General features: G+C 62.4%; 20 protein-coding genes. 11 read left to right on the top strand and 9 right to left on the bottom strand.

From position 1 onward, the window contains the following. Positions 1 to 8 precede the first annotated feature (8 nt). The 6 genes from E8L03_RS20385 (at position 9) to E8L03_RS20360 (ending at position 4,690) form a co-directional block, all read left to right on the top strand. A complete protein-coding gene (locus E8L03_RS20385; protein ID WP_144306682.1) occupies positions 9 to 824 on the top strand; it encodes a metal ABC transporter ATP-binding protein in 816 nt (271 codons plus the stop codon). Between the two features lie 2 nt (positions 825 to 826). Further along, positions 827 to 1,696 carry a metal ABC transporter permease gene (locus E8L03_RS20380; protein ID WP_171268552.1) on the top strand — a complete coding sequence of 290 codons (870 nt, stop codon included), beginning with the start codon at positions 827 to 829 and terminating at the stop codon, positions 1,694 to 1,696. Next, on the top strand, positions 1,693 to 2,148 hold the full coding sequence (locus E8L03_RS20375; RefSeq protein WP_144306683.1) for a Fur family transcriptional regulator: 456 nt from the start codon (positions 1,693 to 1,695) through the stop codon (positions 2,146 to 2,148). Before E8L03_RS20380 ends, E8L03_RS20375 begins: the two co-directional genes overlap by 4 nt. A gap of 136 nt (positions 2,149 to 2,284) precedes the next feature. Then, positions 2,285 to 3,274, top strand: a complete 990-nt coding sequence (gene galE / locus E8L03_RS20370; protein WP_171268356.1) for a UDP-glucose 4-epimerase GalE — start codon at positions 2,285 to 2,287, stop codon at positions 3,272 to 3,274. 247 nt (positions 3,275 to 3,521) lie between these two features. Further along, on the top strand, positions 3,522 to 4,307 hold the full coding sequence (locus E8L03_RS20365) for an Fpg/Nei family DNA glycosylase (RefSeq protein WP_171268355.1): 786 nt from the start codon (positions 3,522 to 3,524) through the stop codon (positions 4,305 to 4,307). Between the two features lie 32 nt (positions 4,308 to 4,339). After that, on the top strand, positions 4,340 to 4,690 hold the full coding sequence (locus tag E8L03_RS20360) for an ArsR/SmtB family transcription factor (protein ID WP_144306686.1): 351 nt from the start codon (positions 4,340 to 4,342) through the stop codon (positions 4,688 to 4,690). Positions 4,691 to 4,872: 182 nt separating this feature from the next. On the opposite strand, the gene E8L03_RS20355 is transcribed toward E8L03_RS20360, so the two are convergent. The 3 genes from E8L03_RS20355 to E8L03_RS20345 are packed head-to-tail and all read right to left on the bottom strand — an operon-like array spanning position 4,873 to position 7,436. Then, a complete protein-coding gene (locus E8L03_RS20355; protein WP_144306687.1) occupies positions 4,873 to 5,604 on the bottom strand; it encodes an energy-coupling factor ABC transporter ATP-binding protein in 732 nt (243 codons plus the stop codon). A gap of 9 nt (positions 5,605 to 5,613) precedes the next feature. Beyond that, positions 5,614 to 6,366 carry a cobalt ECF transporter T component CbiQ gene (gene cbiQ / locus E8L03_RS20350; protein WP_144306688.1) on the bottom strand — a complete coding sequence of 251 codons (753 nt, stop codon included), beginning with the start codon at positions 6,364 to 6,366 and terminating at the stop codon, positions 5,614 to 5,616. Then, on the bottom strand, positions 6,363 to 7,436 hold the full coding sequence (locus E8L03_RS20345) for an N-acetylneuraminate synthase family protein (RefSeq protein ID WP_244963600.1): 1,074 nt from the start codon (positions 7,434 to 7,436) through the stop codon (positions 6,363 to 6,365). The genes cbiQ and E8L03_RS20345 overlap by 4 nt, the downstream gene beginning before the upstream one ends. A 335-nt stretch (positions 7,437 to 7,771) precedes the next feature. Here E8L03_RS20345 and E8L03_RS20340 point away from each other — a divergent pair, with 335 nt between their 5' ends. The 5 genes from E8L03_RS20340 (at position 7,772) to E8L03_RS20320 (ending at position 13,061) form a co-directional block, all read left to right on the top strand. Further along, positions 7,772 to 9,784 (top strand): monovalent cation:proton antiporter family protein, encoded by a 2,013-nt coding sequence (locus E8L03_RS20340; RefSeq protein ID WP_171268354.1) that lies wholly within the window; start codon positions 7,772 to 7,774, stop codon positions 9,782 to 9,784. Continuing rightward, positions 9,781 to 9,936, top strand: a complete 156-nt coding sequence (locus tag E8L03_RS20335; RefSeq protein WP_153307175.1) for a hypothetical protein — start codon at positions 9,781 to 9,783, stop codon at positions 9,934 to 9,936. Before E8L03_RS20340 ends, E8L03_RS20335 begins: the two co-directional genes overlap by 4 nt. A 92-nt stretch (positions 9,937 to 10,028) precedes the next feature. Then, complete coding sequence (locus E8L03_RS20330) at positions 10,029 to 10,466, top strand: FecR family protein (RefSeq protein WP_144306691.1); 438 nt, start codon at positions 10,029 to 10,031, stop codon at positions 10,464 to 10,466. 8 nt (positions 10,467 to 10,474) lie between these two features. Beyond that, the gene (locus tag E8L03_RS20325; RefSeq protein WP_144306692.1) at positions 10,475 to 11,065 is read left to right on the top strand and encodes an OmpA family protein; all 591 of its coding nucleotides are present in this window, start codon (positions 10,475 to 10,477) and stop codon (positions 11,063 to 11,065) included. A 19-nt stretch (positions 11,066 to 11,084) separates the two neighbouring features. Beyond that, entirely contained in the window at positions 11,085 to 13,061 is a 1,977-nt protein-coding gene (locus E8L03_RS20320) for a CHASE2 domain-containing protein (RefSeq protein WP_171268353.1), read from the top strand. A 10-nt stretch (positions 13,062 to 13,071) separates the two neighbouring features. Here the strand turns inward: E8L03_RS20320 and E8L03_RS20315 are convergent, their stop codons facing one another. The 6 genes from E8L03_RS20315 to E8L03_RS20290 form a co-directional block, all read right to left on the bottom strand. Beyond that, a complete protein-coding gene (locus tag E8L03_RS20315; RefSeq protein ID WP_171268352.1) occupies positions 13,072 to 14,169 on the bottom strand; it encodes a glycosyltransferase family 4 protein in 1,098 nt (365 codons plus the stop codon). A 13-nt stretch (positions 14,170 to 14,182) separates the two neighbouring features. Continuing rightward, complete coding sequence (locus E8L03_RS20310; protein WP_171268351.1) at positions 14,183 to 15,421, bottom strand: glycosyltransferase family 4 protein; 1,239 nt, start codon at positions 15,419 to 15,421, stop codon at positions 14,183 to 14,185. A gap of 17 nt (positions 15,422 to 15,438) precedes the next feature. Next, positions 15,439 to 16,767, bottom strand: coding sequence for a hypothetical protein (locus E8L03_RS20305; RefSeq protein WP_171268350.1), 1,329 nt, complete (start codon positions 16,765 to 16,767; stop codon positions 15,439 to 15,441). A gap of 173 nt (positions 16,768 to 16,940) precedes the next feature. Beyond that, positions 16,941 to 18,146 (bottom strand): O-antigen ligase family protein, encoded by a 1,206-nt coding sequence (locus E8L03_RS20300; protein WP_171268349.1) that lies wholly within the window; start codon positions 18,144 to 18,146, stop codon positions 16,941 to 16,943. A gap of 282 nt (positions 18,147 to 18,428) precedes the next feature. Continuing rightward, positions 18,429 to 19,820, bottom strand: coding sequence for an undecaprenyl-phosphate glucose phosphotransferase (locus tag E8L03_RS20295; RefSeq protein ID WP_171268348.1), 1,392 nt, complete (start codon positions 19,818 to 19,820; stop codon positions 18,429 to 18,431). Positions 19,821 to 20,044: 224 nt separating this feature from the next. Then, on the bottom strand, positions 20,045 to 20,881 hold the full coding sequence (locus E8L03_RS20290; RefSeq protein WP_171268347.1) for a cyclic di-GMP-binding domain-containing protein, MshE-related: 837 nt from the start codon (positions 20,879 to 20,881) through the stop codon (positions 20,045 to 20,047). Position 20,882: the final 1 nt, after the last annotated feature.

The raw sequence follows: 20,882 nt of genomic DNA, 5'->3' as shown, positions 1-20,882 counted from the left end.
GAACTCCCATGACGACAGCTCTTGAAATCAACAACCTCTGGTTCGCTTATAACGGCGAGCCCGTGCTGCAGGATGTCAACATGACCCTGCGCACAGGCTCCTTTCTGGTCATGGTGGGCCCCAACGGCGGCGGCAAGACCACGCTGATCAAGTGCATGCTCGGTCTGCTGGAGCCCTCCCGCGGCACGGTGCGCATCATGGGCCGCGATCCCCTGCACGAGAGGGTGCCCATGGGCTACGTGCCGCAGCACATCGCCGCGCCGGTGGGCCTGCCCGTAAACGTGCTGGATGTGGTCTGCATGGGGCTTTCACGCCGCGGCCTGGCCGCCATCACCAAACGGAAAGAGGACAGGGCTCAGGCCCTGCGCGCCCTGGAGCGGGTGCAGCTTGCCGACCTGGCCGACCGCCCCTACGCGACACTTTCCGGCGGGCAGAAGCAGCGCGCTCTGGTGGCCCGCGCCCTGGTGGCCGATCCCCACATCCTCATCTTCGACGAGCCCACGGCCAACATCGATCCCCAGGGCAAGCTCTGCCTGTACGAGCTGCTGGCTTCCCTGGCCGGCGACATCAGCGTGGTGCTGGTGAGCCACGACCTGGTCGCCGCCTCGACCCGTGTGGACGCAGTGGCCGCCGTGAACCGCCGGCTCATCATGGGCTCCGGCCACACCATCACCAGGGAGATGCTTGCCCTGCTCTACGGCGAGCACCACCACCCCTGTCCCATGGACGATTACCTCAAGGGCCTTGCCAGCTGCTTCGGCAGCGAGGAGCCCCGCCAGCACGGTCCGGGCTGCCCGGACGCGGCCGCAGGAAAGGGATGCTGATCATGACCGAGGCGCTGTCTCATCAGTTCATGCAGTACGCCCTGGTCGCCGGTCTGCTGGCCAGCATCGCCTGCGGCGTCATCGGCACGCTTGTGGTGGTCAACCGCATCGTCTTCCTGGCCGGGGGCGTGGCCCATGCCGCGTACGGCGGGGTCGGCATCGCATTCTGGCTGGGCATCCCGGTCATCCCCACCACCGTGGGCTTCACCCTGGCGGCCTCCCTGGGCATGGGCGCGCTGACCTTTGAGCGCGGCGATCGCACGGACACGCTGGTAGGTGTGCTGTGGGCCGCGGGCATGGCCCTCGGCATCCTGCTGGTGGACCTGTCGCCGGGCTACAACGTGGACCTCATGAGCTTTCTCTTCGGCTCCATCCTGGCCGTGCCCACGCAGGAGCTCTGGCTCATGGCCGGGATGGACGTGGTGATCCTGCTCGCGGTCTTCCACTGGTACAAGGACCTCATCGCCTTCTCCTTCGACCGCGAGTTCGCCCGCACCGCCGGCGTGCGCATCATGCTCGTCCACTACCTGCTCATCGGCCTCGTGGCGCTCAGCGTGGTGATGATCATCCGCGTGGTGGGCCTCATCCTGGTCATCGCCCTGCTAACCATTCCACCGCACCTGGCCGAGGGACGGTCCCGCAGTCTAGCCGGCATGATGGCCCGCGCCGTGTGCTACTCCCTGGCCTTCTGCATTGTCGGCCTGGCGCTCTCCTACATCTGGGACACCACGTCCGGCGCCACCATCATTGCCGTGGCCACGGTGGCCTACCTGGCGCAGCACCTGCTCGGCTGGCTCATCCATGGCCGCAGGCGGCTGCCCGACGCCCCGTCCACTTCCCCCTCTGGCGCCCAATCTACGGAGGACACATGAGCATCTCCGACCTCACGCCGCACGATCTGCTCGCGGAGGCTGGCATAGAGGACACCCCCCTGCGCCACCAGGTGGTCCGACTTCTGTCCGAGGCGGACCGCCCCCTGGCGGCCCCGGACATCCTGGAGCTCGTGCGGCGCGAGCAGTCCATCAACAAGGTCTCGTTGTACAGAATTCTGGACCTGCTCGTGGAGCACGGGCTGGTGCGCCGGCTCTCCTCGCCGGCTCCTCCGGACCGCGCCTTCCGCTACTGCCTGCCCGGCGGGGGCAAGCCGCACCACTGCCACTTCTACTGCACCCGCTGCCGCAAGATGGAGTGCCTGGACTGCACCGAGGCCCCGGCAGTGCTGGAGCGCCTAGCCAGCGGCCGCGGCCTGGTGGTGATGTCCTCCGATATCCGGCTGGACGGCCTCTGCGCCGAGTGCGCCAGCAAGGCCGGCCTGGAGCCCTGACGGTGTTGAGCGGGCGGCATCTCCATTTGCCCGCACCGTTGCCCGCAGCCGCCGCAACGTGCTATACCCGACACGCCACCCGGCATTGGCCGTCTGACGCCCATTCCGACTCCACCTGTTCCTGCGAGAGTTCCACATGACCCAACAGGCCACCATCCTCGTCGTCGGCGGCGCCGGCTACATCGGCAGCCACATCAACAAAGAGCTGACCCGGCGCGGCTATCGCACCATTGTTCTGGACAACCTGGCCACCGGCCACCGCGACCTGGTCCGCTGGGGAGAGTTCGTGCTGGCCGACATGCGTTTTGCCGAGCAGCTCGATCTGCTGTTCAAAACCGAGCGCATCGACGCGGTCATGCACTTCGCAGCGTTCTCCCTGGTGGGCGAGTCCGTGACCGATCCGGAAAAATACTACGAGAACAACGTGGCCGGCACGCTGACCCTGCTGCAGGCCATGCGCCGCGCCGGCGTGCGCAGCATCATCTTCTCCTCCACCTGCGCCACCTACGGCATCCCCAACGTCATCCCAATTCCGGAGGATCACCCGCAGGCCCCAATCTCGCCGTACGGCCGCGCCAAGCTGATGGTGGAGAGCATCCTCTCCGACTTCGACGCCGCCTACGGCATGCGCTACGTCTCCCTGCGCTACTTCAACGCCGCCGGCGCCGACCCGGACATGGAGTGCGGCGAACGGCACGACCCGGAGTCGCACCTCATTCCCCTGGTGCTGGCCGCGGCCGCCGGAAAGCGCGACGCCATCACCATCTTCGGCGACGACTACGAAACCTCGGACGGCACCTGCATCCGCGACTACATCCACGTGCTGGACCTGGCCGACGCCCACATCCTGGCCCTGGAAAAGCTGCTGAACGGCGGCGAAAGCAGTGTCTACAATCTTGGATTTGGCCAGGGCCATTCCGTGCGCGAAGTCATTGAGACAGCACGCAAAGTCACGGGCCGCGACTTCCGTGTTATCCAGGGCGAACGCCGCAGCGGTGACCCGGCCCAGCTCTGCGGCAATGCCTCCCGCGCAATCGCCGAGCTCGGCTGGCAGCCCTCGCGCTCCGACCTGGAGTATATTGTGCGCACGGCCTGGAACTGGCACGAGAAAGACTGGACTAAGTAGCCGCACGGCCCTACTCGCGCATGAGCAAATTTCTACCAGGAAACTCAAGAGCCGCGCCGTTCCGGCGTCGTGTCTGTCTATAATTCTGGATACAGCCAGGACCTCTCCGGCCATCCTGCCCGGTCCATGCTGCGGGTAATGCGGCTGTAGGTTCCGGCTGCGCCATCCCCCGAGATGTCCCCTCCACAGCTCGCGCCGCCGCGGGTATTCTGGCTGCAGACTCTTCACAGCAACCAGGAGCCGCCCCATGCCGGAGCTGCCGGACGTACACGCCTTTGCAGACTATCTGGAGTCCACGGCGCTGCACAAACCCATTGCCCACACCCATGTGGATGAAGCGGTCCTGAAGCATGGGACCACGGTCCAGGCCGTGGCCGGCGCCGCCACGGGCAACGCCATGGAAGAGACCCGCACCCACGGCAAGTTTCTCTTCGCGCGCGTGGAGAAAAAATGGCTGGTCTTCCACTTCGGCATGACCGGCCACTTCGGTTATGCCAGAACGCCGCAGGACCCGGAGCACACGCATGCCGACTTCGAGCTGGAGAACGGTTTCCATTTCAGCTACATCGCGCCGCGCAAGCTCGGCTTCGTGGATCTCACGGACGACGTGGATGCGTACGTGAACGAGAAGAAACTCGGCGAAGACGCCCTGCGCGTAAGCGCGGATCGCTTTGTGGAGCTGATGCAAAACCGCCGTGGCGGTGTCAAATCCGCGCTCATGGACCAGTCGCTCATCGCCGGAGTAGGCAACGTCTACGCCGATGAGATACTTTTCCAGGCCGGCATCCACCCAAAATCACAGGTGAAATCAATAGACAAAGACACATTGCGTACGCTGCACGGTGTGACGCAGCGCGTGCTCAAAGAGGCGGCAGACAGGCAAGCCGACCCGTCACAATTTCCAACTTCATGGCTCATTCCCCACCGTCAAGAAGGCGCGGCCTGCCCGAAATGTACCGGAAAAGTGCAACGAATAGAGGTGAATGGACGCGGGACTTTTGTATGTCACATTTGTCAGAATAAAATTTCTTGACCCTCCCACACGCCTGGAATACCTTCCCATCCATGGCACCGCACTACGCCCAAAAAAGCGAATCTGCTTTCACTCCGCTCCGCATTCCCAGCGAGTTTGAGGCCAAGGCAGGCATCCTCAAGGCACTTGCCCACCCCACGCGATTATTTCTCGTGGACGTTCTTTACCGTGAGGAAAAAAACGTCCGCGATCTCACCAATCTCGTAGGGGTGGACATCTCCACCGTTTCCAAGCACCTCGGTGTGCTGAAACGAGCCGGTATCGTCAAGGACGAACGCCGCGGCCTGCAGGTCTTCTACTCCCTGCGCATCCCCTGCGTGATCGATTTTTTCCAGTGCCTCGATTCTGTGGAGCGGCACGAAAACGAGATCGCCGAAGACTAACGGCTCTTCCCCATCCATCGCCCTTCCGCCCATCATTGGCGGCATTTCGTTGCGCGCAGAGCGCGCCATCCCCTCTTGCTGACCGACGTTCCTGTGTTCGGACGTGACGCATCACTCCGGAGATTCGTTCCCCGGGTGCGTGAGCAATTTATGCATCGATAGGCAGCGCGGCCCGGCAGGGCTCAGCTGTCGAGGTGGTCGTGGTCGTGCGGCGCGTCGCCGCCGGTGTGTACGTGGGTGTGCGTGTGCAGGGCGGATTTGCTGAGCGGTCGTAGCGCGCCCTTCTCCATGATCTGGAGCGAGTCTACGGTGCGGTCGAGGAAGTCCCAGTCGTGGGAGATGATCGCAAAGGGGATGTCAATGGTCCGCAGCACCTCGACCAGCCTGTCGCGCGTGGCCGGGTCCAGGTCGTTGGTGGGCTCGTCCAGCAGCAGGGCCTGCGGCTGCATGGCCAGCACCGTGGCCAGGGAGGCCAACCGCTTCTCGCCGCCGGAAAGGGTGTAGGTGATGCGCTCCCCGTAACCGGCCAGGCCCACACGCTCCAGGGTCTGCATGGCGATATCCCGCGCTTCGGCCTGGGATTTGCCCAGGTTCAGCGGCCCGAATGCCACGTCCTCCAGCACGGTGGGGGAGAAGAGCTGGTCGTCCGCATTCTGAAAGCAGTAGCCCACGGCGCGGCGCAGCGCGGCGAAACCGCTCTCGTCCGTCACCTCCTCACCCTTGAAGAACACCCCGCCCGACTGCGGCGTGACCAGCCCCATGACCATGAGGAGCAGCGTGGTCTTGCCGCTGCCGTTGTCGCCCACAATGCCCTGACGGCTGCCGTTGAAACGGAAGTCACAGCCACGGAGCACGGGCTCGGCTCCTGGATAGGCAAAGGTCGCGTTGCGGATTTCGAACAGCGGCGCGGACATCGGGTTCTCTTAGCCTGCGAGCTCGATGGCCGCAAGGCCGACGGCGGTCAGAATGGCGACCGCGGTGAAGCACACATCCCACGCCCGGAACGAGAAGGTGTGCAGGCTGACGAAGCGGCCGTTGAAGCCGCGCAGCAGCATGGCCTGGTGCACGCGTTTGGCGCGGTTGTAGCTGCGCACCATGGTCATGGCGATCATGTTGCCGTAGGTCCGGCAGGTGTGGATGCTGAGCTTGGGGACAAAGCCGCGCAACGCTGCGGCGCGCGCCAGCCTGTGGAACTCGTCCTCGATGACCGAAAGGTAGCGCACGGTGTAGAGCAGCAGCCGGCAGAGCGTGGCAGGCAGGCCCAGGCTCTCCATGGCGCGACCCATGTCCACCAGGGTGGATGTGGCGGCCAGGGCCATGAGCATGAGCACGATGCCGTTGGACTTGAGGGTGATGAGCGCGGCCAGCCGGATGCCTGCCCGGCTGTAGGGTATGGGCCCAAGGTGGAACGCGGCGGCCCCGCCGTAAGTGGGCGGCATCAGCAGCCAGATGAAGAGGATGAAGGCGTTGACCACCAGCAGGCGGCGGAGCACCTCGCGGGCATCGAGCCGCGCCAGCACGGTCAGGATGATGCCCAGGGCCAGGCCGGCGCCGGCCGCCGGAAATGTCTGCACCAGGGCCAGCACCACGGACAGCGCCACGGCCGCGATGAGCTTGGCGCGCGGGTCCAGCCGGTGCAGAAAGGAGTCGCCCTGCGCGAACTGCTCGCGGATCATACGCCCTCGCGGCGCGGGGCCAGCAGGTCGAAGGTCACGGCGTCATCCACGCCGAGGCCCCGAGTGAGCGCCCGGCCCAGCACGGCGTCCGCATCCACAGGCGGCAGGCCGCCGTTGCCCGGCGACTTGTAGGCCAGGTCGTCCAGGCTGATGATATGTCCGGCGGGCAGATCGCGCGCCGCCACGATCTTCTTGGAGAGCTTTTCCATGGCAGGGGCCTCGCACGTCTGGGGCAGCTTGATGCCGTCGCCCAGGGCGGTGTGCGCGTCCCGGAGCGATCGGGTCAGCTCGGCCAGCTCGGCAGGCTCCAGCGAGGCCTTGTGGTCCGGCCCGCGCATGGTGCGGTCCAGGGTGAAGTGCTTTTCCACGATGCGCGCGCCCAGCCCGAAGGCCGCCAGCGGCATGATTACGCCGCACTCGTGGTCCGAGAGCCCCACCACACAGGGGAACACCCGGCGGTAGGAGTCGATCACGCGCAGGTTCATGGTGGCGAGGTCGCGCACCGGATAGCACGCCGTGCACTGCAGAATGGCCACCTCCACGCCGGACGCGGTGAGGGTTCCATAGGCCCGACGCACGTCCTCCATGGCGCCGCCGCCCGTGGAGAGGATGACCGGCTTGCCGAATGAGGCGACGCGCTCCTGCAGGGGCCGGTTCTTCAGGTCGGCCGAGGCGATCTTGAAAAAGGGCATGCCCAGCTCGTGCAACAGGTCCGCGCTGGGTTCGTCGAACGGCGTGGCGAACACGGTGATGCCCAACGTGCGGCCGTGCTCCAGGATAGCTGCATAGTCCTGCGCGGTCAGCTCCAGGGCTTCGCGGTGCTCGCCATAGGTGGCGCCCAGGCTGTGCTCGCCCGGATACGGCGCTTCATAAAACTCGCGCGTGAGCAGCTTCCTGGGGTCGCGTTTCTGAAACTTCACGGCGTGCGCGCCGCACTCCGCGGCGGCGTCCATCAACTGCAGAGCGATATCGAGCCGCCCTTGATGGTTCAACCCGATCTCCGCGACCACATAGCATGGCGAGTTATCGTTGACGGCAAAGCCATCGAGCGTGATTTCACGATCCATCATGACATCCGACCCTTCGTTGGAATCCAAAAAGCTATTGAATGGCCCTGGGGTTGCAGCCGGCAGGAGAATATTTCCGCCCCCGGCGCCCCTGGGGATTTTATGCAAGAAACATACACGAGCCGCCGCGGCGGCTGGATAGCCCGCAGGCGATCGCGGGCCGATGTCCGACGAGCCTGATTACTCTCATCCGCCCACTTTGTCACCAGCGCGAAAATCATGCGCCTTTGGGAGACGAGACAGGGAAGGACCCATATGACCCCTTGGCTTTTCCAACCCGTCTTGTATACTCCCAGAGACTGATTCCCCCCGCACATATTCCCGGAGATTCCGTTCCCATGGAAATGCTTCTCAACGTGTTCGTTGTCATATTCGGCCTGTCCATCGCGGTCATCTTCGTGTTTCACAAGCTCCGCGTGCCGGCCATTGTCGGCTTTCTGCTCACGGGCATCCTGGCCGGTCCGCACGGCCTCGGCCTGGTGGACGCCTTGCACGAGGTCGAGATCATGGCCGAGGTCGGCGTCATCCTTCTGCTGTTCACCATCGGGCTGGAGCTCTCGGCCGAGGAGCTGGTGCGCCTGAAAAAGCCGGTCTTCCTGGGCGGCGCGGTGCAGCTTCTGGCCACCATCGCCGTGTTCTTCGGCATTTCCGAGCTGTTCGGCCTTACCACCAGCCAAGCCCTCTTTGTCGGCTTCCTCGTCTCCCTTTCCTCCACGGCCATCGTGCTCAAGCTGCTGCAGGAAAGCTCGCAGATCGAGGCGCCCCACGGCCGCATCGCGCTCTCCATCCTGATCTTCCAGGACCTGATGATTGTGCCCATGATGCTGATGGTGCCGTTCCTGGCCGGGCAGGAGGCCAGCCTCGCCTCCTCGCTGGCCCTGCTAGGGCTCAAGGCCGCGGCCACGCTGCTGGTGGTGTTGCTGCTGGCGCGCTACGTGGTGCCCACGGTGCTGCTGCATGTGGTCCGCACCAGAAGCCGCGAGCTGTTCCTGCTCACCACGCTGGCCATCTGCCTTTCCGTCGCCTACCTCACCTACGCCGTAGGGCTGTCGCTCTCCCTGGGCGCGTTCATGGCCGGGCTCATCATCTCCCAGTCGGAGTTCAGCCTGAGCGCCCTGGAAGGGGTCATTCCCTTCCGCGACGTGTTCACCAGCCTGTTTTTCATATCTATCGGCATGCTGATGGACATCTCCTACTTTTTCTCGCACCTGCCCCTGGTGCTGCTGGTCGTGGCCGCCATCATCGTGCTCAAGACCATTCTCGCGGGCTCGGCCGCCATGGTGCTGGGCTACCCGTTGCGCACGGCCATTCTGGCCGGCCTGGCGCTGTGCCAGGTGGGCGAGTTCTCCTTTATCCTGGCCAAGACCGGCCTGTCCGGCGGCGTGATCGGCGGCAACGCCTACCAGCTTTTCCTGGCTGCGAGCATTACGACCATGGCGCTGACGCCCTTTGCCATGCGCTTCTCTCCGGCCGTGGCGGACCGGATGGCCTCGTGGCGGCTGCTTGCACCGCTCATGCGCCGGCCCACAGCGCCGGCGCCAACACCCGAGGCATGCCGGGACGCCTGCGACCATCTCATCATCGTGGGCTACGGCGTGGGTGGCCGGAACCTGGAGCGCACGGCCAAGGCGGCGGATATCCGCCACGTGATCATCGAGATGAACCCGGACACGGTGCGCGCGGCGCAAAGGGACGGGACCCCCATCTTCTACGGCGACGCCACGCAGGAGGCCGTGCTGGAGCATGCGCACATCGAGAACGCGCGGGTGCTCGCCGTGGTCATACCGGACGCCGCGGCCACGCGCCGGATCGTGGAGCTGGCCAAGCGGATGAACCCGTCGGTGCATGTGGTGGCGCGCACGCGCTTCGTTACCGAGACGGACGAGCTGCGCCGTCTGGGCGCCAACGACGTGGTGCCGGAGGAGTTCGAGACCGCCATCGAGATCTTCACGCGGGTGCTCTGCCGGTACATGATGCCGCGCCACGAGATTCAGCGCCTGGCCGAGGATATCCGCTCCGAAGGGTACAGCCTGCTGCGGAACGAACGGACCCCTGCCTCGCCCTTCTCCGCCCTGGACAGGCGGTTCGCCGACATGGAGGTAAGCGGCGTGACCATACAGCCGGGCTCCTCCCTGGACGGACAGACGCTGGAGGAGACAGCGCTGCGGCGGGAGCACGGACTGACTGTGGTGGCCGTGGGACGCGATGGACAGCTGGAGGCCAACCCGGATGGCACGTTCCGGCTCCAGGTCGGAGACCTGCTCTATCTGTTCGGCAAACGCGCCGACGTGAACGCCGCCCTGGGCATATTCAGGCCCGATGATGCGACGAAAAGGAGCACCACGGCATGAACCCCCTCTTCAAGATAGTGCAGGACCTGCTGCGCAAGGTGACCTGCCGCTGGTGCGGCCACGTGCAGTCCGCCAAAGACGAGGCAGGCCGGCCGCGGACCGTATGCAAACGGTGCGGCAAGCCGCTGAGCAAGGACGGTGCGCAGAGCTGACGCGGCCGTGGCGTGGACTAACATCTTGCCGCTCTTCAACAAGAGCTGTATATTGAGTTATTGGTTGCCACCAGCACGCCAGGAGATCCCCCATGGTCATACGCGCACTGTCCATCGCCACCGCCGTACTGCTGCTCACTGGCCTGGCTTACGCCCAAGGCCATGTTGCCACAGCCAAAGCCCCCACCGGCGACGCCGTTGTCGTGCACAATGGCAAGGCCATACCGCTGGAGCCCGGCTTTCGGTTGTATCAAGGCGATGTCATCCGCACCGGAAGCGACGGCTCCGTGGGCATCATGTTCATCGACGGCACACGGCTCGGCGTTGGATCAGGCTCTGAGTGCAGTATCGACGACTACCGTTTCGATCCCGTGGACGACCAGTACGCCTTTGATCTGTTCATGAAGCGCGGATCGGCGGTCTACTCCTCCGGCAGGCTCGGCAAGCTCAAGCACGAAGCCGTGAAGATCCACACACCCCGCGCCACTGTCGGCGTCCGGGGTACGCGTTTTCTAGTCAAGGTGGAGTAACAATCTCCATGCGACATGGCTTTCTGCTCGTTCTCCTGTGCCTGCTTGCCACTGGCTGCGCTCCCAGAACGACGGTCATCCTGCTGCCTGACGAGAACGGCACGGTGGGCGCCGTGGAGGTGCAGACAGCAAACGCCAGACAGGTCATAGACGTTCAGGACAGCTATACCAGTGTCGGATTCCTGGACACGCCCTCCGCTGTCCGGCGGATGGATGCCCGGACAATCAGCAAGGAGTTCGCCGTGGCGCTGGCTGCCGAACCGGCCCCGGCTGAGAGCTACTATCTCTACTTTCACTCCGAAAGCACCACGCTCGACAATGCCTCCCAGGCTCTGTTCCCCAAAATCGTGGCCGCCATCCACCGCAAGGCCAACGTGGAGATCAACGTCATCGGCCACACGGACAGGGCAGGCGAGAAGAGCTACAATATGGCGCTCTCCCGCCGCCGGGCGGAACAGGTTCGCAACATGCTGGTCCGGGACGACATTCCGGAAGACATCATTTTCATTTCCTACCATGGCGAAAATGATCCCTTGATCCCCACTCCCGACGGTGTACATGAACCGCGCAACCGCCGGGTTGAGGTTTTCCTGCGTTGACACTGCGATGACGGAATCCGTGTCAGAACCCGACTCCCTGCGCTCCGGCCACTATTTCTGGATTGTTGTCCTTATAGGTCTGGCTGGCGCACTGGCTGCGGCAATATGCGTGGCGGTGGCGCCATTCCCGGTCCGCGTGGCGGACACACTGGTTTACGACACGCTCTCCGCATGGAGCCTGGAGCCTGCTGCGAACACCCACGTGACCATCGTGGACATAGACGACAGGTCACTGACGGCCGTGGGGCAATGGCCCTGGCCGCGCTATCGCATCGCCATGCTCGTGGACGCCGTGTCCGAGGCCAATCCCGCCTCCATCGGGCTGGACATCCTGTTCGCCGAAAAAGACGAGACCTCGCTGGCATCCATGCGCGAACGCTTCCGACGCGATTTCGGCCTGGATATCGGATTCACCGGCATACCTCCGGGACTGACGGACAACGACGGCTATCTGGGCCACGTACTCAGCAGGATACCGGCCGTCGGCTCCGTCTACTTCACCTTTGACGACGAGGCGGCGGAATCCTCGTGCACGCTCCATCCGTTGCAGACCGAAGGGGATTTCAGCCAGCTCGACCTTCCCGTTGCCAAAGGCGTGCTCTGCAACACGCCGCCAATCCAGCAAGGGTTGACGGACTCCGGCTTCATCAACCACCTGCCGGACCCTGACGGCCGCCTGCGCGGCCTTCCGATGCTCATCCGGTACGACGACGGCTCGATGCATCCCAGCTTTTCCCTGGCGCTGCTCATGCGGCAGCAGAACACGCATTCCGTATCGCTCCGCAACGATCTGTACGGCCCTGTTCTGACAGCCGGCGCCGCCGCCATTCCAATCACCCGGAACGGCGAGGCGCTCCTGAGCTTTTATGGCGCGGCCGGCACGATTCGCACCATTCCCGCCCTGGACATCATGGCAGGATCATTCGATCCCCTTGCGCTGCAAGGCCGCCATGTGATCATCGGATCGTCAGCCGCCGGACTGAACGACCTGCACCACACCATAGCGGATGCACAGCTCTCCGGCGCAGAAACGCAGGCAACCTTCATCGCGAACGCGCTCTCGGGTTCCCTGCGGCGCATCCCCGGTTGGAGCACGACATACTCCGTGCTCGCCACCGTAGCTGTCGGGGTGTTCATCACCCTGCTCTTTGCGCTCACGGCGCCGCCATACGCCGCGTTGGGCGCATTTCTCACCGCGCTCTTTTTCCTGGGGCTCACCAGCATTTTTCTCACGACGAAGCATGTATACATGCCGGCCACGGGTCCAGTGGCGGTAGCTTTCGCCCTGCTCATGGCGCTGTCTACCATCCTGTATATCCTCGAGAACAGGCGTTCCCTGATGCGGCTGGTCCGCCTTGTCCGCGCGCAGCGCCTCACGTTGTCCTCCATGGCCGCCGTGACCGAAACGCGCGACCCGGACACTGGGGGGCACATTCAACGCACGCAGAAGTACGTGCGACTGCTGGCAGAGCAACTGGCCAGGGAAGGCAAGCACGGCATCACGGACGAGTACATCGAGCTCCTCTACCTTTCGGCGCCGCTGCATGACGTTGGCAAGGTGGGCATGCCGGACAGCATCCTGCTCAAGCCGGGACGGCTCACTCCGGACGAGTTTGATCTCATGAAAAAGCACGCCGAGCACGGGCACGCGATAATGGAGACAGCGGAAGAGGAGCAGGGAGAAGACGGCGGGTTCCTAAGCCTGGCCAAAGAAATAGCCCTGACACACCACGAGCGCTGGGACGGCTCCGGATATCCGAAGGGGCTGGCCGGCACGGACATTCCCCTGTCCGGGCGGCTCATGGCTCTGGCCGATGTCTATGACGCTCTGGTGAGCAGCCGCCTCTACAAGGACCCCTACAGCCACGAGGAAGCACGCACGATCATCATCGAGGGCAGCGGAAAGCACTTCGACCCGGACATTGTGGACGCTTTCCTGGCCCGCGAGGAGGAGTTCATACGAATCGCCAACGAGGACGAGGCGGCAGCGACGTAGATGTTTCGCTCTAGCCGCCCGCGACCTCGCGGTAGACCTGCTCGGTCTGCCTGGCGATGAGGTCCCAGTCGTACTTCTCGCGCACCATCTGCTCGAAGGCGCCTTCCTCGTGCTCCTCGCCGAGCATCCGGCCGATGCCCTGGGCCAGGGCGTCCACATCCCCCACCGGGTAGTAGTAACGCTCCGGCAGGCCCACGTCCTTGTTGGGCACGATGTCCGACAAAAGCAGCGGCAGGCCGTAGCTCATGGCCTCCAGCGCCACGATGGGCAGCCCCTCGTGATACGACGGCAGCACGAAGAGCCGCGCGTGGGAGTAAAGCTCGGCCAGATCGTCCCCGCGCACGTATCCGGGCATGACGAGGCGCTCGTTCTCCTCCGCCGTGCGGAAGAGGTTCCGCCGGTACTGGGAGTCGTGGTCGGAATCGCCGGCGATGACGAGCTTGATGTCCCCCGAAATCTTGTCAAAGGCGGCCACGAGATCGTGCAGCCCCTTTTCCGGCACCAGGCGCGACACGGCCAGCACGTACTTTCCGGGCTCCACGCCCAGGCTTTGCAGATACGTGGTGGAGTCGAGCCGCGGCCGGACGGTCACGCCGTTGGGAATCACCGTGGTCCTGCGGCAGTTGTACATCCGGGCCAGGGCGTCGCGGATGCTCTCCGAGATGACTATGACGCGGTTGGAGAATTTGCAGCCCAGGCGCTCGCCCAGCTTGAGCATGCGCTTGGCAAAGCCGCCCCACTTGTCGCGGTTGTAGTCGTGGCCGTGGTGGGTGGAGACCACGCGCATGCCGAGCAGTCGGCCAACCGGGACCATGAGCGACGGGCCGATGGCGTGGATGTGCACGATGTCCGGCTTGTGCCGCCGCGCCGCGAACATGGCCTTGCAGGTGTGGGTAATGGCCTCGAAGCGCGTGCTGGTGGGGCTGTCGATGGACTCGAAGACAACACCCTTCCACTGCCCTTCCGGGTAGGTCTGGTACGGCGCGCGCACCGCCACCACCACCTCGTGGCCCATGGCCGCGATGCGCGGGTAGAGCTCCTCGCAGTGCCGCTCCACGCCGCCGGGAACATCGGGAAAGCCCCGCAGTCCGGTCACGAAAATCTTCATGAAAGCCGTCCTGTCATGCCGTCATCAGTTTCAGGAGCCCGCTCATGTGCATCTCAGGGTCGAAATGCGTGGCGAAACGGTGGTATGCGCCGCGGGACAGCGTCTCCCGCAGGTCGTCGTCATTCCACAGCCGGTTGATTGCTTTTCCCAATGACTCCGAATCGTTGGGTTCCACAAACAGGCCGGCTTCCTCGTCGCCCACCTGGTCGCGCAGCCCGCCCAGCGGCGTGGCGATAACCGCCTTGCCCGCGGCCAGGGACTCGAACACGGACATGGGCGAGTTGTCGTGCCAGATGGACGGCGCCACGGTGAAGGCGCTGCCCTGCAGCAGCTCGTCCAACTCCTCGCGCTGCACAAAGCCGCGGAACTCGATGTTGCGGTTCTTCAGCCCCCTGGCCTGCGCCTGCAACGCCTCCATCTCCGGACCCACGCCGGCCAGCACCAAGGGGATGTCCTCATTGCCGGGCTGGTCCATGGCGTCCAGCAGATAGTCCAGCCCTTTTTCCACGCTGAGCCGGCCCAGGTAGAGGACGTAGGAACGGTCCGAGCGCAGCGCCTGCTCGTCCGGCTTGGAGTCCACATTGACCAGACTGGGCAGATAGTGGACCCTGTTCGCGCCCATGCCGAGCTCCACGAGCTGGTCGCGCATGAAGGACGACGGGCAGATGAAGGCGTCCACCTTCTCGTACAGCTTCAGGAGGCGGTGCAGCTTCATGGAAACGACGCGGCCCACGGTGGCGGGCAGGGACTGCTTGACGCAGCGGTCCGGGATGGCCCGCAGCAGGCTGCTCTTGCACTCCAGGCAGACCTTTTTGTGCTTGTAGAAGTACTGCTGCGGGCAGACCATATTGTAGTCCGAAAGACGGTGCAGGACACGTTTTCCGTTCTTCTTGCCCACATCAATGACGCTGGGCGAGATGTAGTTGGCGATGTTGAGGCAGTAGACGATGTCGATATCAAAGTCGTCGATCATCTGCTGTGTCTTCCGTGCCGCTTCCCTGGAGTAGATCGAGCGCAGGAAGAGCTTTGCCTGCGTGCCCAGGCCGCTGCCCGGCGCATGGTGGCTCTGGCGCTCCGGGTATGGGGAGCTGATGAAGTACTTCGAATACTCGGACTCGATGTTTTGTTCCACATCCAGGCACAATGGATACACGGTATGTCCGAGCTCTTCCAGCTTGCTCGTGACATTGAACATGTAGCTTTCTGGACCGCCCGTCACATAGTAGTACTTATTGACCAGAAGAATATTCATAGCAGGGAACGCGCGTGTTACTCGCCGGTGTAGTCGAAGCCCTGGAAGCCTACGCCCTGCTTCTTAACGATGTCGAACGTTACCCGGAAACCGTGCATGATCTGGGGATCTGTGTCCTGCGGGAAATGCGTGTCGGTCTCCCGCTCTTCCTCCCGCCGGATGACATTGCTCTCCTCGTACTTTCCGTCACTCTCGAACGTCGGATTGAGGCTTTCGTGCAAAAATCCCTGCGTGAGCATGTAGAGCGAGTCCTTCATGTATATTGACCCACCGTAGTCGATCATGCACGGCGTATCATTGTTCAGAGACGTATAGTGCGAAACGTGTGCTTCGCCGCCTGACCAGATACCGGCGTTCGATCCGGCTGCCTGCGACACCTCCTCGCCCAGACCACTAAAGGCTGCAATGACGTTATCCAGGTACACCGGCCCCTTCCAGATACGGAATGCGCGGTTGCCATAGTTGAATACAGCGGCGTTTTGTACCGTATGATTCGTGCCCTTCATATCGAATCCGGCATCCAACGGATGGAAGCACATGACATTCTGCAACGTGAAGTTGCTTGTGTCGCGCTCGCATGTGAAGCAATCACCGTTCGCGTACTTCTTGCGTTCCTGCATCGGGTTCTTTCCAATGAATCTACGAATAACGTTGTCATGTGACGGTCCGTCGAAATGGATCAGGAACGCCCAGTCATTCTTGTAGTGAATGCCGCTCTGGCTCACCGTATCGGCATAGATGTCCTCCAACGTGGAGTTCGAGAGGCCTTCTGCGCGGATAAGACGCTTGGACACACCCTGCGCGTTTATCCTTTTCACATTCCATCCAGAGAACTTGGCGTTGTGGTCCGGACCATAGATAGATATGACCTCGCGTGCATAGTCCACGTCGATGTCTTCGATATTGCCCTGAACTGCGTCGTACTCCCGATTCCTGCTGCCAACGCTGAGCACGGTGTTGAACTTGTCCAGGCGCAGACGGCACAGCGAGAACCGCGAGATGCCCCCTTCGATGCGGATGAAGGTATTGCCGCCTTCATTGAACTGCGAGACGCTCCGCGTGCCGGTGATCTTGGGCCAGGCATCGCTGCTCAAGGGCACGGAGCGGCCGTAGTCGCCGCCCCTGGCCGGTTCGCCGCTACCCTCGATGGCCACGGCCTTGGGCGATCCGCCGCGGGACTCCACAACGATGGTGCCGTCCAGAGTGTAGTTGTCGGAGTAGGCCAGATGAGCGACGCCGCCGTCTGCCAGACGCTCCAGACAGACGCGGAGGCCGTCGCCATTGTCCCAGGCATAGGCGTTCTTGGCCGAGGAGCCGTTATGCTCTCCGCTGCCCTCCAGGCTCACGTAGCAATCGTTCAGAACAGATTCTTCGCGAAACAACCAGCTGCATGATGTCAGGAGCATCAATCCAAGCAACAGCAACACAGCAACAGCAAAACGCGCCGTCGACTTGTGTAGCATACAGCCCACAATGCGCTGAAAACAATCCATACGAGACAGCAGCATCATATCATTACCTATGCCCAGGATATAGTTGAAATTCGCGATTCACTTGATTCTGGTTCTTCGGCGTGTGCTTCTTCCACTTCCGGGATCGTCTTGCATATCATAATGATAATGATCATCATCATAGCCTGATACATGAATCCCGACCCGAAGAACGTACCGATTATGCTGCCCAATGTGATCGCATTGACCAGCGGCATATCCTTGTACTTATCAAACGCCGATTTGACGGCGTAGTACAACAGAGTCGACATCAGGATGATTGTTCCAGTAATGCCGAAGCACACGAGCCACTTGAGAAACTCCGAGTGCGGATGGTATCCGCCCAGGGTTCCACGGAACATACGCATGGGATTGACAATTTTATAGGAGAGCGTGCCCCAGCCGAGATAGGGGTGTATCTCGAACTGCCCGAAGAGCAGGCTCCAGTTCACGATGCGCCACTTGCTGGAGTCGCCGAAGAAAATTTCTGGCTGCGTCTGCCAGATGTACATGAAGTCCTTGAGGTTTTCCGAGAACTCCACCATCCGTTTCTGCCAGAAGAACTCGCCCGCCACCATGAAGATGAGGACGATGGCGCCACCGATGATCGCGATTTTGACCAGATTGCGCTTGAATACGTAATACAGCCCGACAGTTGTTCCGAAAAGCAGCAGTGCGGACAGACTCTTTGTTGCTCCCAGGCCGATGAACAACCCGCCTGCCATGATAAGGCGGAAGAACTTGTTCTGATCCGAGAAAATAACGTATGCGAGGAGAATGGCGAATGTAACGCCGATGTAGTTGTGGTGGGCAGCCGGCCATGTAGCACGCGCGACCATGCCGCTGGCGACAGTCATGCCGGAGTAATATCCGATACCTGCGTAGATTGCTATGATCATCATCAGCAATCCATTGTATCGCCTAACATTCAGCAGCGCCCCGTTGCGCATGACCCAGTAAAAGCAGATGAGCGACAGTGGCTTTGCGAGCTCATACACTATGGGAGAAACCAGGATAGTGCCGAAGTTGTAAAGCGACACCAGCCCCCACAACGCATTCACCAGGACATAGACGAGCATGAACTTGATGAAAAAGTAGTCGCCCTTGAGCGTTCTGATCTTGCCAAGAATCGCCACCACCAGAAAGACGACGATCAGGAGCACGCCGATAACCGCGCTCAAGGGTTCGAACTGCTCCGAGAAGATTCTCGCGATCATTATCAGATAGGCTATCATGGCACTCGTTTCGCGCGCTGGGCGGATGGGGTGGAGCGTTGTGGATCACGCCCCGCGTTGCTGCCGAAACCACAGTCTTTTCCGCGCCGGCCCTTCACCCGGCACAGCCACGGGGCATCCAGTATTGGCACTATAGAATTTCCGCCGCGCTGCGTCCAACACGGATTTGGAAAAGGGCCGATGCAGCCGCCCGGGTGTGGCGCCTGACAGTCCTGCAGACCGTTCTTTCCATAAGAAAAGCGCCCCCCAGACGCTCTCTGAGGGGCGCGGTCTTCGACATTTCTAGTAGGCGTCCGCTGTCACACAGTGCTTGATGGTCTTGCCGATGATGATCAGATCGAGCAGCAGCGACCACTTCCTGATGTACTCCAGATCGAAGCGTACACGCCCTTCCATCTTGTCCACGGTATCCGTCTCGCCGCGGTAGCCGTTCACCTGCGCCAGACCGGTGATGCCGGGCTTGATCTTGTGGCGCAGCATGTAGCCGGCGATGAGCTTGCGGTACTCCTCGTTCATGGACACGGCGTGTGGCCGCGGCCCCACCACGCTCATGGTGCCCAGCAGGACGTTGATGAACTGCGGCAGCTCGTCCAGACTGGTCTTGCGCAGGAAGGCGCCTACCCTGGTCACGCGCGGATCGTCCCGCACGGCCTGCACGAACTCGTAGCCGTCCTCCATCACGCGCATGGTGCGGAACTTGAAGACGCGGATGGGCTCGCCGTTAAGACCGTACCGCCACTGGACGAAGAACACAGGGCCCTTGGAGGACAGCTTCACGGCCAGGGCGATGGCCAGCATGAGCGGCGAGATGAGGAAGAGGATCACGCTGGAGAGCACGATGTCCGAAAGCCGCTTGATGATGGAGCTGACGCCGTGGAAGGGGCTCTCCCAAAGAGCTATGGTGGGAGTTCCGCCCAGGTAGTCTGTCTGGCCCGAAAGCAGCAGTCCGTAGGAGAACATGTCGGGCGCGATGTACACGGAGGCCGTGGAATCGGAAAGCGCACCCACCACCCGCCGGATCTTCGCTTCCTTGCGCATGGGCAGAGAGATGTAGACGATGTCGACCTTCTCGCGGTTCACGTACTCCAGCACCTCTTTGGTGGTTCCGAGCACGGGCAACGTATCCTGCTGCCCGCCCTTGGAATCATCAAACAGGCCGAGCAGGCGGATGCCAAGACCAGGCTCACTGGCTATGGCCTCGGCAATGCGTTTGCTGGTGTTGCCGGCCCCGACCACGACCGCCTTGCGGATGTTGCCGCCGCGTTTGCGCACAACGCGCAGAACATTGCGGACCAGAGCCCGCGCCAAGAGAAGCGTGGCGGACCATGTCAGGAACCATTCACCGAAGAGAACACGAGAGTAGATCTGGTTGACCTTGAGCAGCGCTCCGGCCACGGCCAGACCGATGAACAGAATGATACACCCGGTGGCCACGCTGCGCAGCTCGGCGAAGACACTCGAAGTGCGCCACCTGCGGTACGCGCCGGACAGGCTCATGCTGGCGGGAGCGGCAAAGGCGATGAGCAGCGTAAGCACCTGGTACTCCATCTCCGTACCGACGGGGATTACGTGCATTTTCCAGAAGGCGTAGAAAAGCCCTCCGGCCAGAACCGCATCGCCCACCTGAAGGGCGGACAACGCGAGGTGTTGATATGGATTGTCTATGCGGTTCATAATGCCCCCCCTGAATCGGGTTCCTTGATACGCTTCATTACGCAAGCGCCATGCCACTTTATTCAGGGGAGGCTTTGTTAATGATTTTAGTGAGTAACCCGGAAGACCACGGAGCGATTCCATAGAGTCCGGACTACGTACCCCTCATGCGTCGGTACGTACCGGATTACTGCCGGTTTTTCCGGACAGGTTTTGCAGAAAATTTACAGAAACAGAAAGGCAGCCTACGTGCAGTAGGCGATGGCGAAGTCGTCAAAGGTGGTCTGCAGGCGCAGACTCTCGATGGAGGTCACAGACGACGGCAGATCGATGCGCACGGCGCCGTGGCGAACCTTTCTGCCCGATTTGCGGCAGCGTTCGCAGTAGAGGAAGTTGAGGTTGTGCAGCACCTCGCTGGCGATCTCGCGGTCCTTGCTCAGATCCACGTCGCCCAGCTCCCGCAGGGGGGAGGCGAGCTGCCCCAGAAGGCTTTCCGGCAGAATGGTGCCAAAGTAGGAGACATTTCCCTTCTTGCCGTGCTGCTCCATGAACACCTGCGCGCCGTGGATATCCTCGGGGATGCCACGCTCCAGCCGCACCGCCTTTGACAGAAAGCCGATACGGAAGAAGTAGGTGCGGGTGATCTCGTAAAGCTGCAGCAGCTCCTCGCCGTGCTCGGCTCTGGAAAGCAACTGGGCGAGCTCCTCCTCGTGCGCCAGCATGAGGTTCTGGAAGATGTTGAGCTGCGCCACCAGGGCATCCTGGCTGAGGATGTTCTCCTTGATAAGGGCCTCGCCAAGGTAGATGTGGTTGTTGGCCTGATTGTCCAGCAGGTTGTCCAGCTGATCGCCGCTGATGAAGCCCATATCCACGGCCAGCTCGCCGAAGCGCCGCGGGTCCTGCTTCTGCTGCTCCAGAATGGCTTCGATCTGCTCCGGCGCAAGCAGATTCCTTTCCCGCGCCAGCTTGCCAAGCAGCGTGTTGCTCTGCTTCTGGCGGCTGATGGCGCGATCCAGCTGTCCGGGGCTGATGATGCCCGTCTGGACGAGATGTCTACCAAAAAAGCACTGACGCCTGGGCACG

This window comes from Oceanidesulfovibrio marinus, assembly GCF_013085545.1.
Taxonomy (GTDB): Bacteria; Desulfobacterota; Desulfovibrionia; order Desulfovibrionales; family Desulfovibrionaceae; genus Oceanidesulfovibrio; species Oceanidesulfovibrio marinus.
This window is presented reverse-complemented; position numbering and strand designations above follow the sequence as displayed.

Bases quoted from the DNA above. Each gene is read 5' to 3' on its own strand.
- E8L03_RS20385 (WP_144306682.1), top strand. From the start codon at position 9: ATGACGACAGCTCTTGAAATCAACAACCTCTGGTTCGCTTATAACGGC.
- E8L03_RS20380 (WP_171268552.1), top strand. From the start codon at position 827: ATGACCGAGGCGCTGTCTCATCAGTTCATGCAGTACGCCCTGGTCGCC.
- E8L03_RS20375 (WP_144306683.1), top strand. From the start codon at position 1,693: ATGAGCATCTCCGACCTCACGCCGCACGATCTGCTCGCGGAGGCTGGC.
- galE (WP_171268356.1), top strand. From the start codon at position 2,285: ATGACCCAACAGGCCACCATCCTCGTCGTCGGCGGCGCCGGCTACATC.
- E8L03_RS20365 (WP_171268355.1), top strand. From the start codon at position 3,522: ATGCCGGAGCTGCCGGACGTACACGCCTTTGCAGACTATCTGGAGTCC.
- E8L03_RS20360 (WP_144306686.1), top strand. From the start codon at position 4,340: ATGGCACCGCACTACGCCCAAAAAAGCGAATCTGCTTTCACTCCGCTC.
- E8L03_RS20355 (WP_144306687.1), bottom strand. From the start codon at position 5,604: ATGTCCGCGCCGCTGTTCGAAATCCGCAACGCGACCTTTGCCTATCCA.
- cbiQ (WP_144306688.1), bottom strand. From the start codon at position 6,366: ATGATCCGCGAGCAGTTCGCGCAGGGCGACTCCTTTCTGCACCGGCTG.
- E8L03_RS20345 (WP_244963600.1), bottom strand. From the start codon at position 7,436: ATGATGGATCGTGAAATCACGCTCGATGGCTTTGCCGTCAACGATAAC.
- E8L03_RS20340 (WP_171268354.1), top strand. From the start codon at position 7,772: ATGGAAATGCTTCTCAACGTGTTCGTTGTCATATTCGGCCTGTCCATC.
- E8L03_RS20335 (WP_153307175.1), top strand. From the start codon at position 9,781: ATGAACCCCCTCTTCAAGATAGTGCAGGACCTGCTGCGCAAGGTGACC.
- E8L03_RS20330 (WP_144306691.1), top strand. From the start codon at position 10,029: ATGGTCATACGCGCACTGTCCATCGCCACCGCCGTACTGCTGCTCACT.
- E8L03_RS20325 (WP_144306692.1), top strand. From the start codon at position 10,475: ATGCGACATGGCTTTCTGCTCGTTCTCCTGTGCCTGCTTGCCACTGGC.
- E8L03_RS20315 (WP_171268352.1), bottom strand. From the start codon at position 14,169: ATGAAGATTTTCGTGACCGGACTGCGGGGCTTTCCCGATGTTCCCGGC.
- E8L03_RS20310 (WP_171268351.1), bottom strand. From the start codon at position 15,421: ATGAATATTCTTCTGGTCAATAAGTACTACTATGTGACGGGCGGTCCA.
- E8L03_RS20300 (WP_171268349.1), bottom strand. From the start codon at position 18,146: ATGATAGCCTATCTGATAATGATCGCGAGAATCTTCTCGGAGCAGTTC.
- E8L03_RS20295 (WP_171268348.1), bottom strand. From the start codon at position 19,820: ATGAACCGCATAGACAATCCATATCAACACCTCGCGTTGTCCGCCCTT.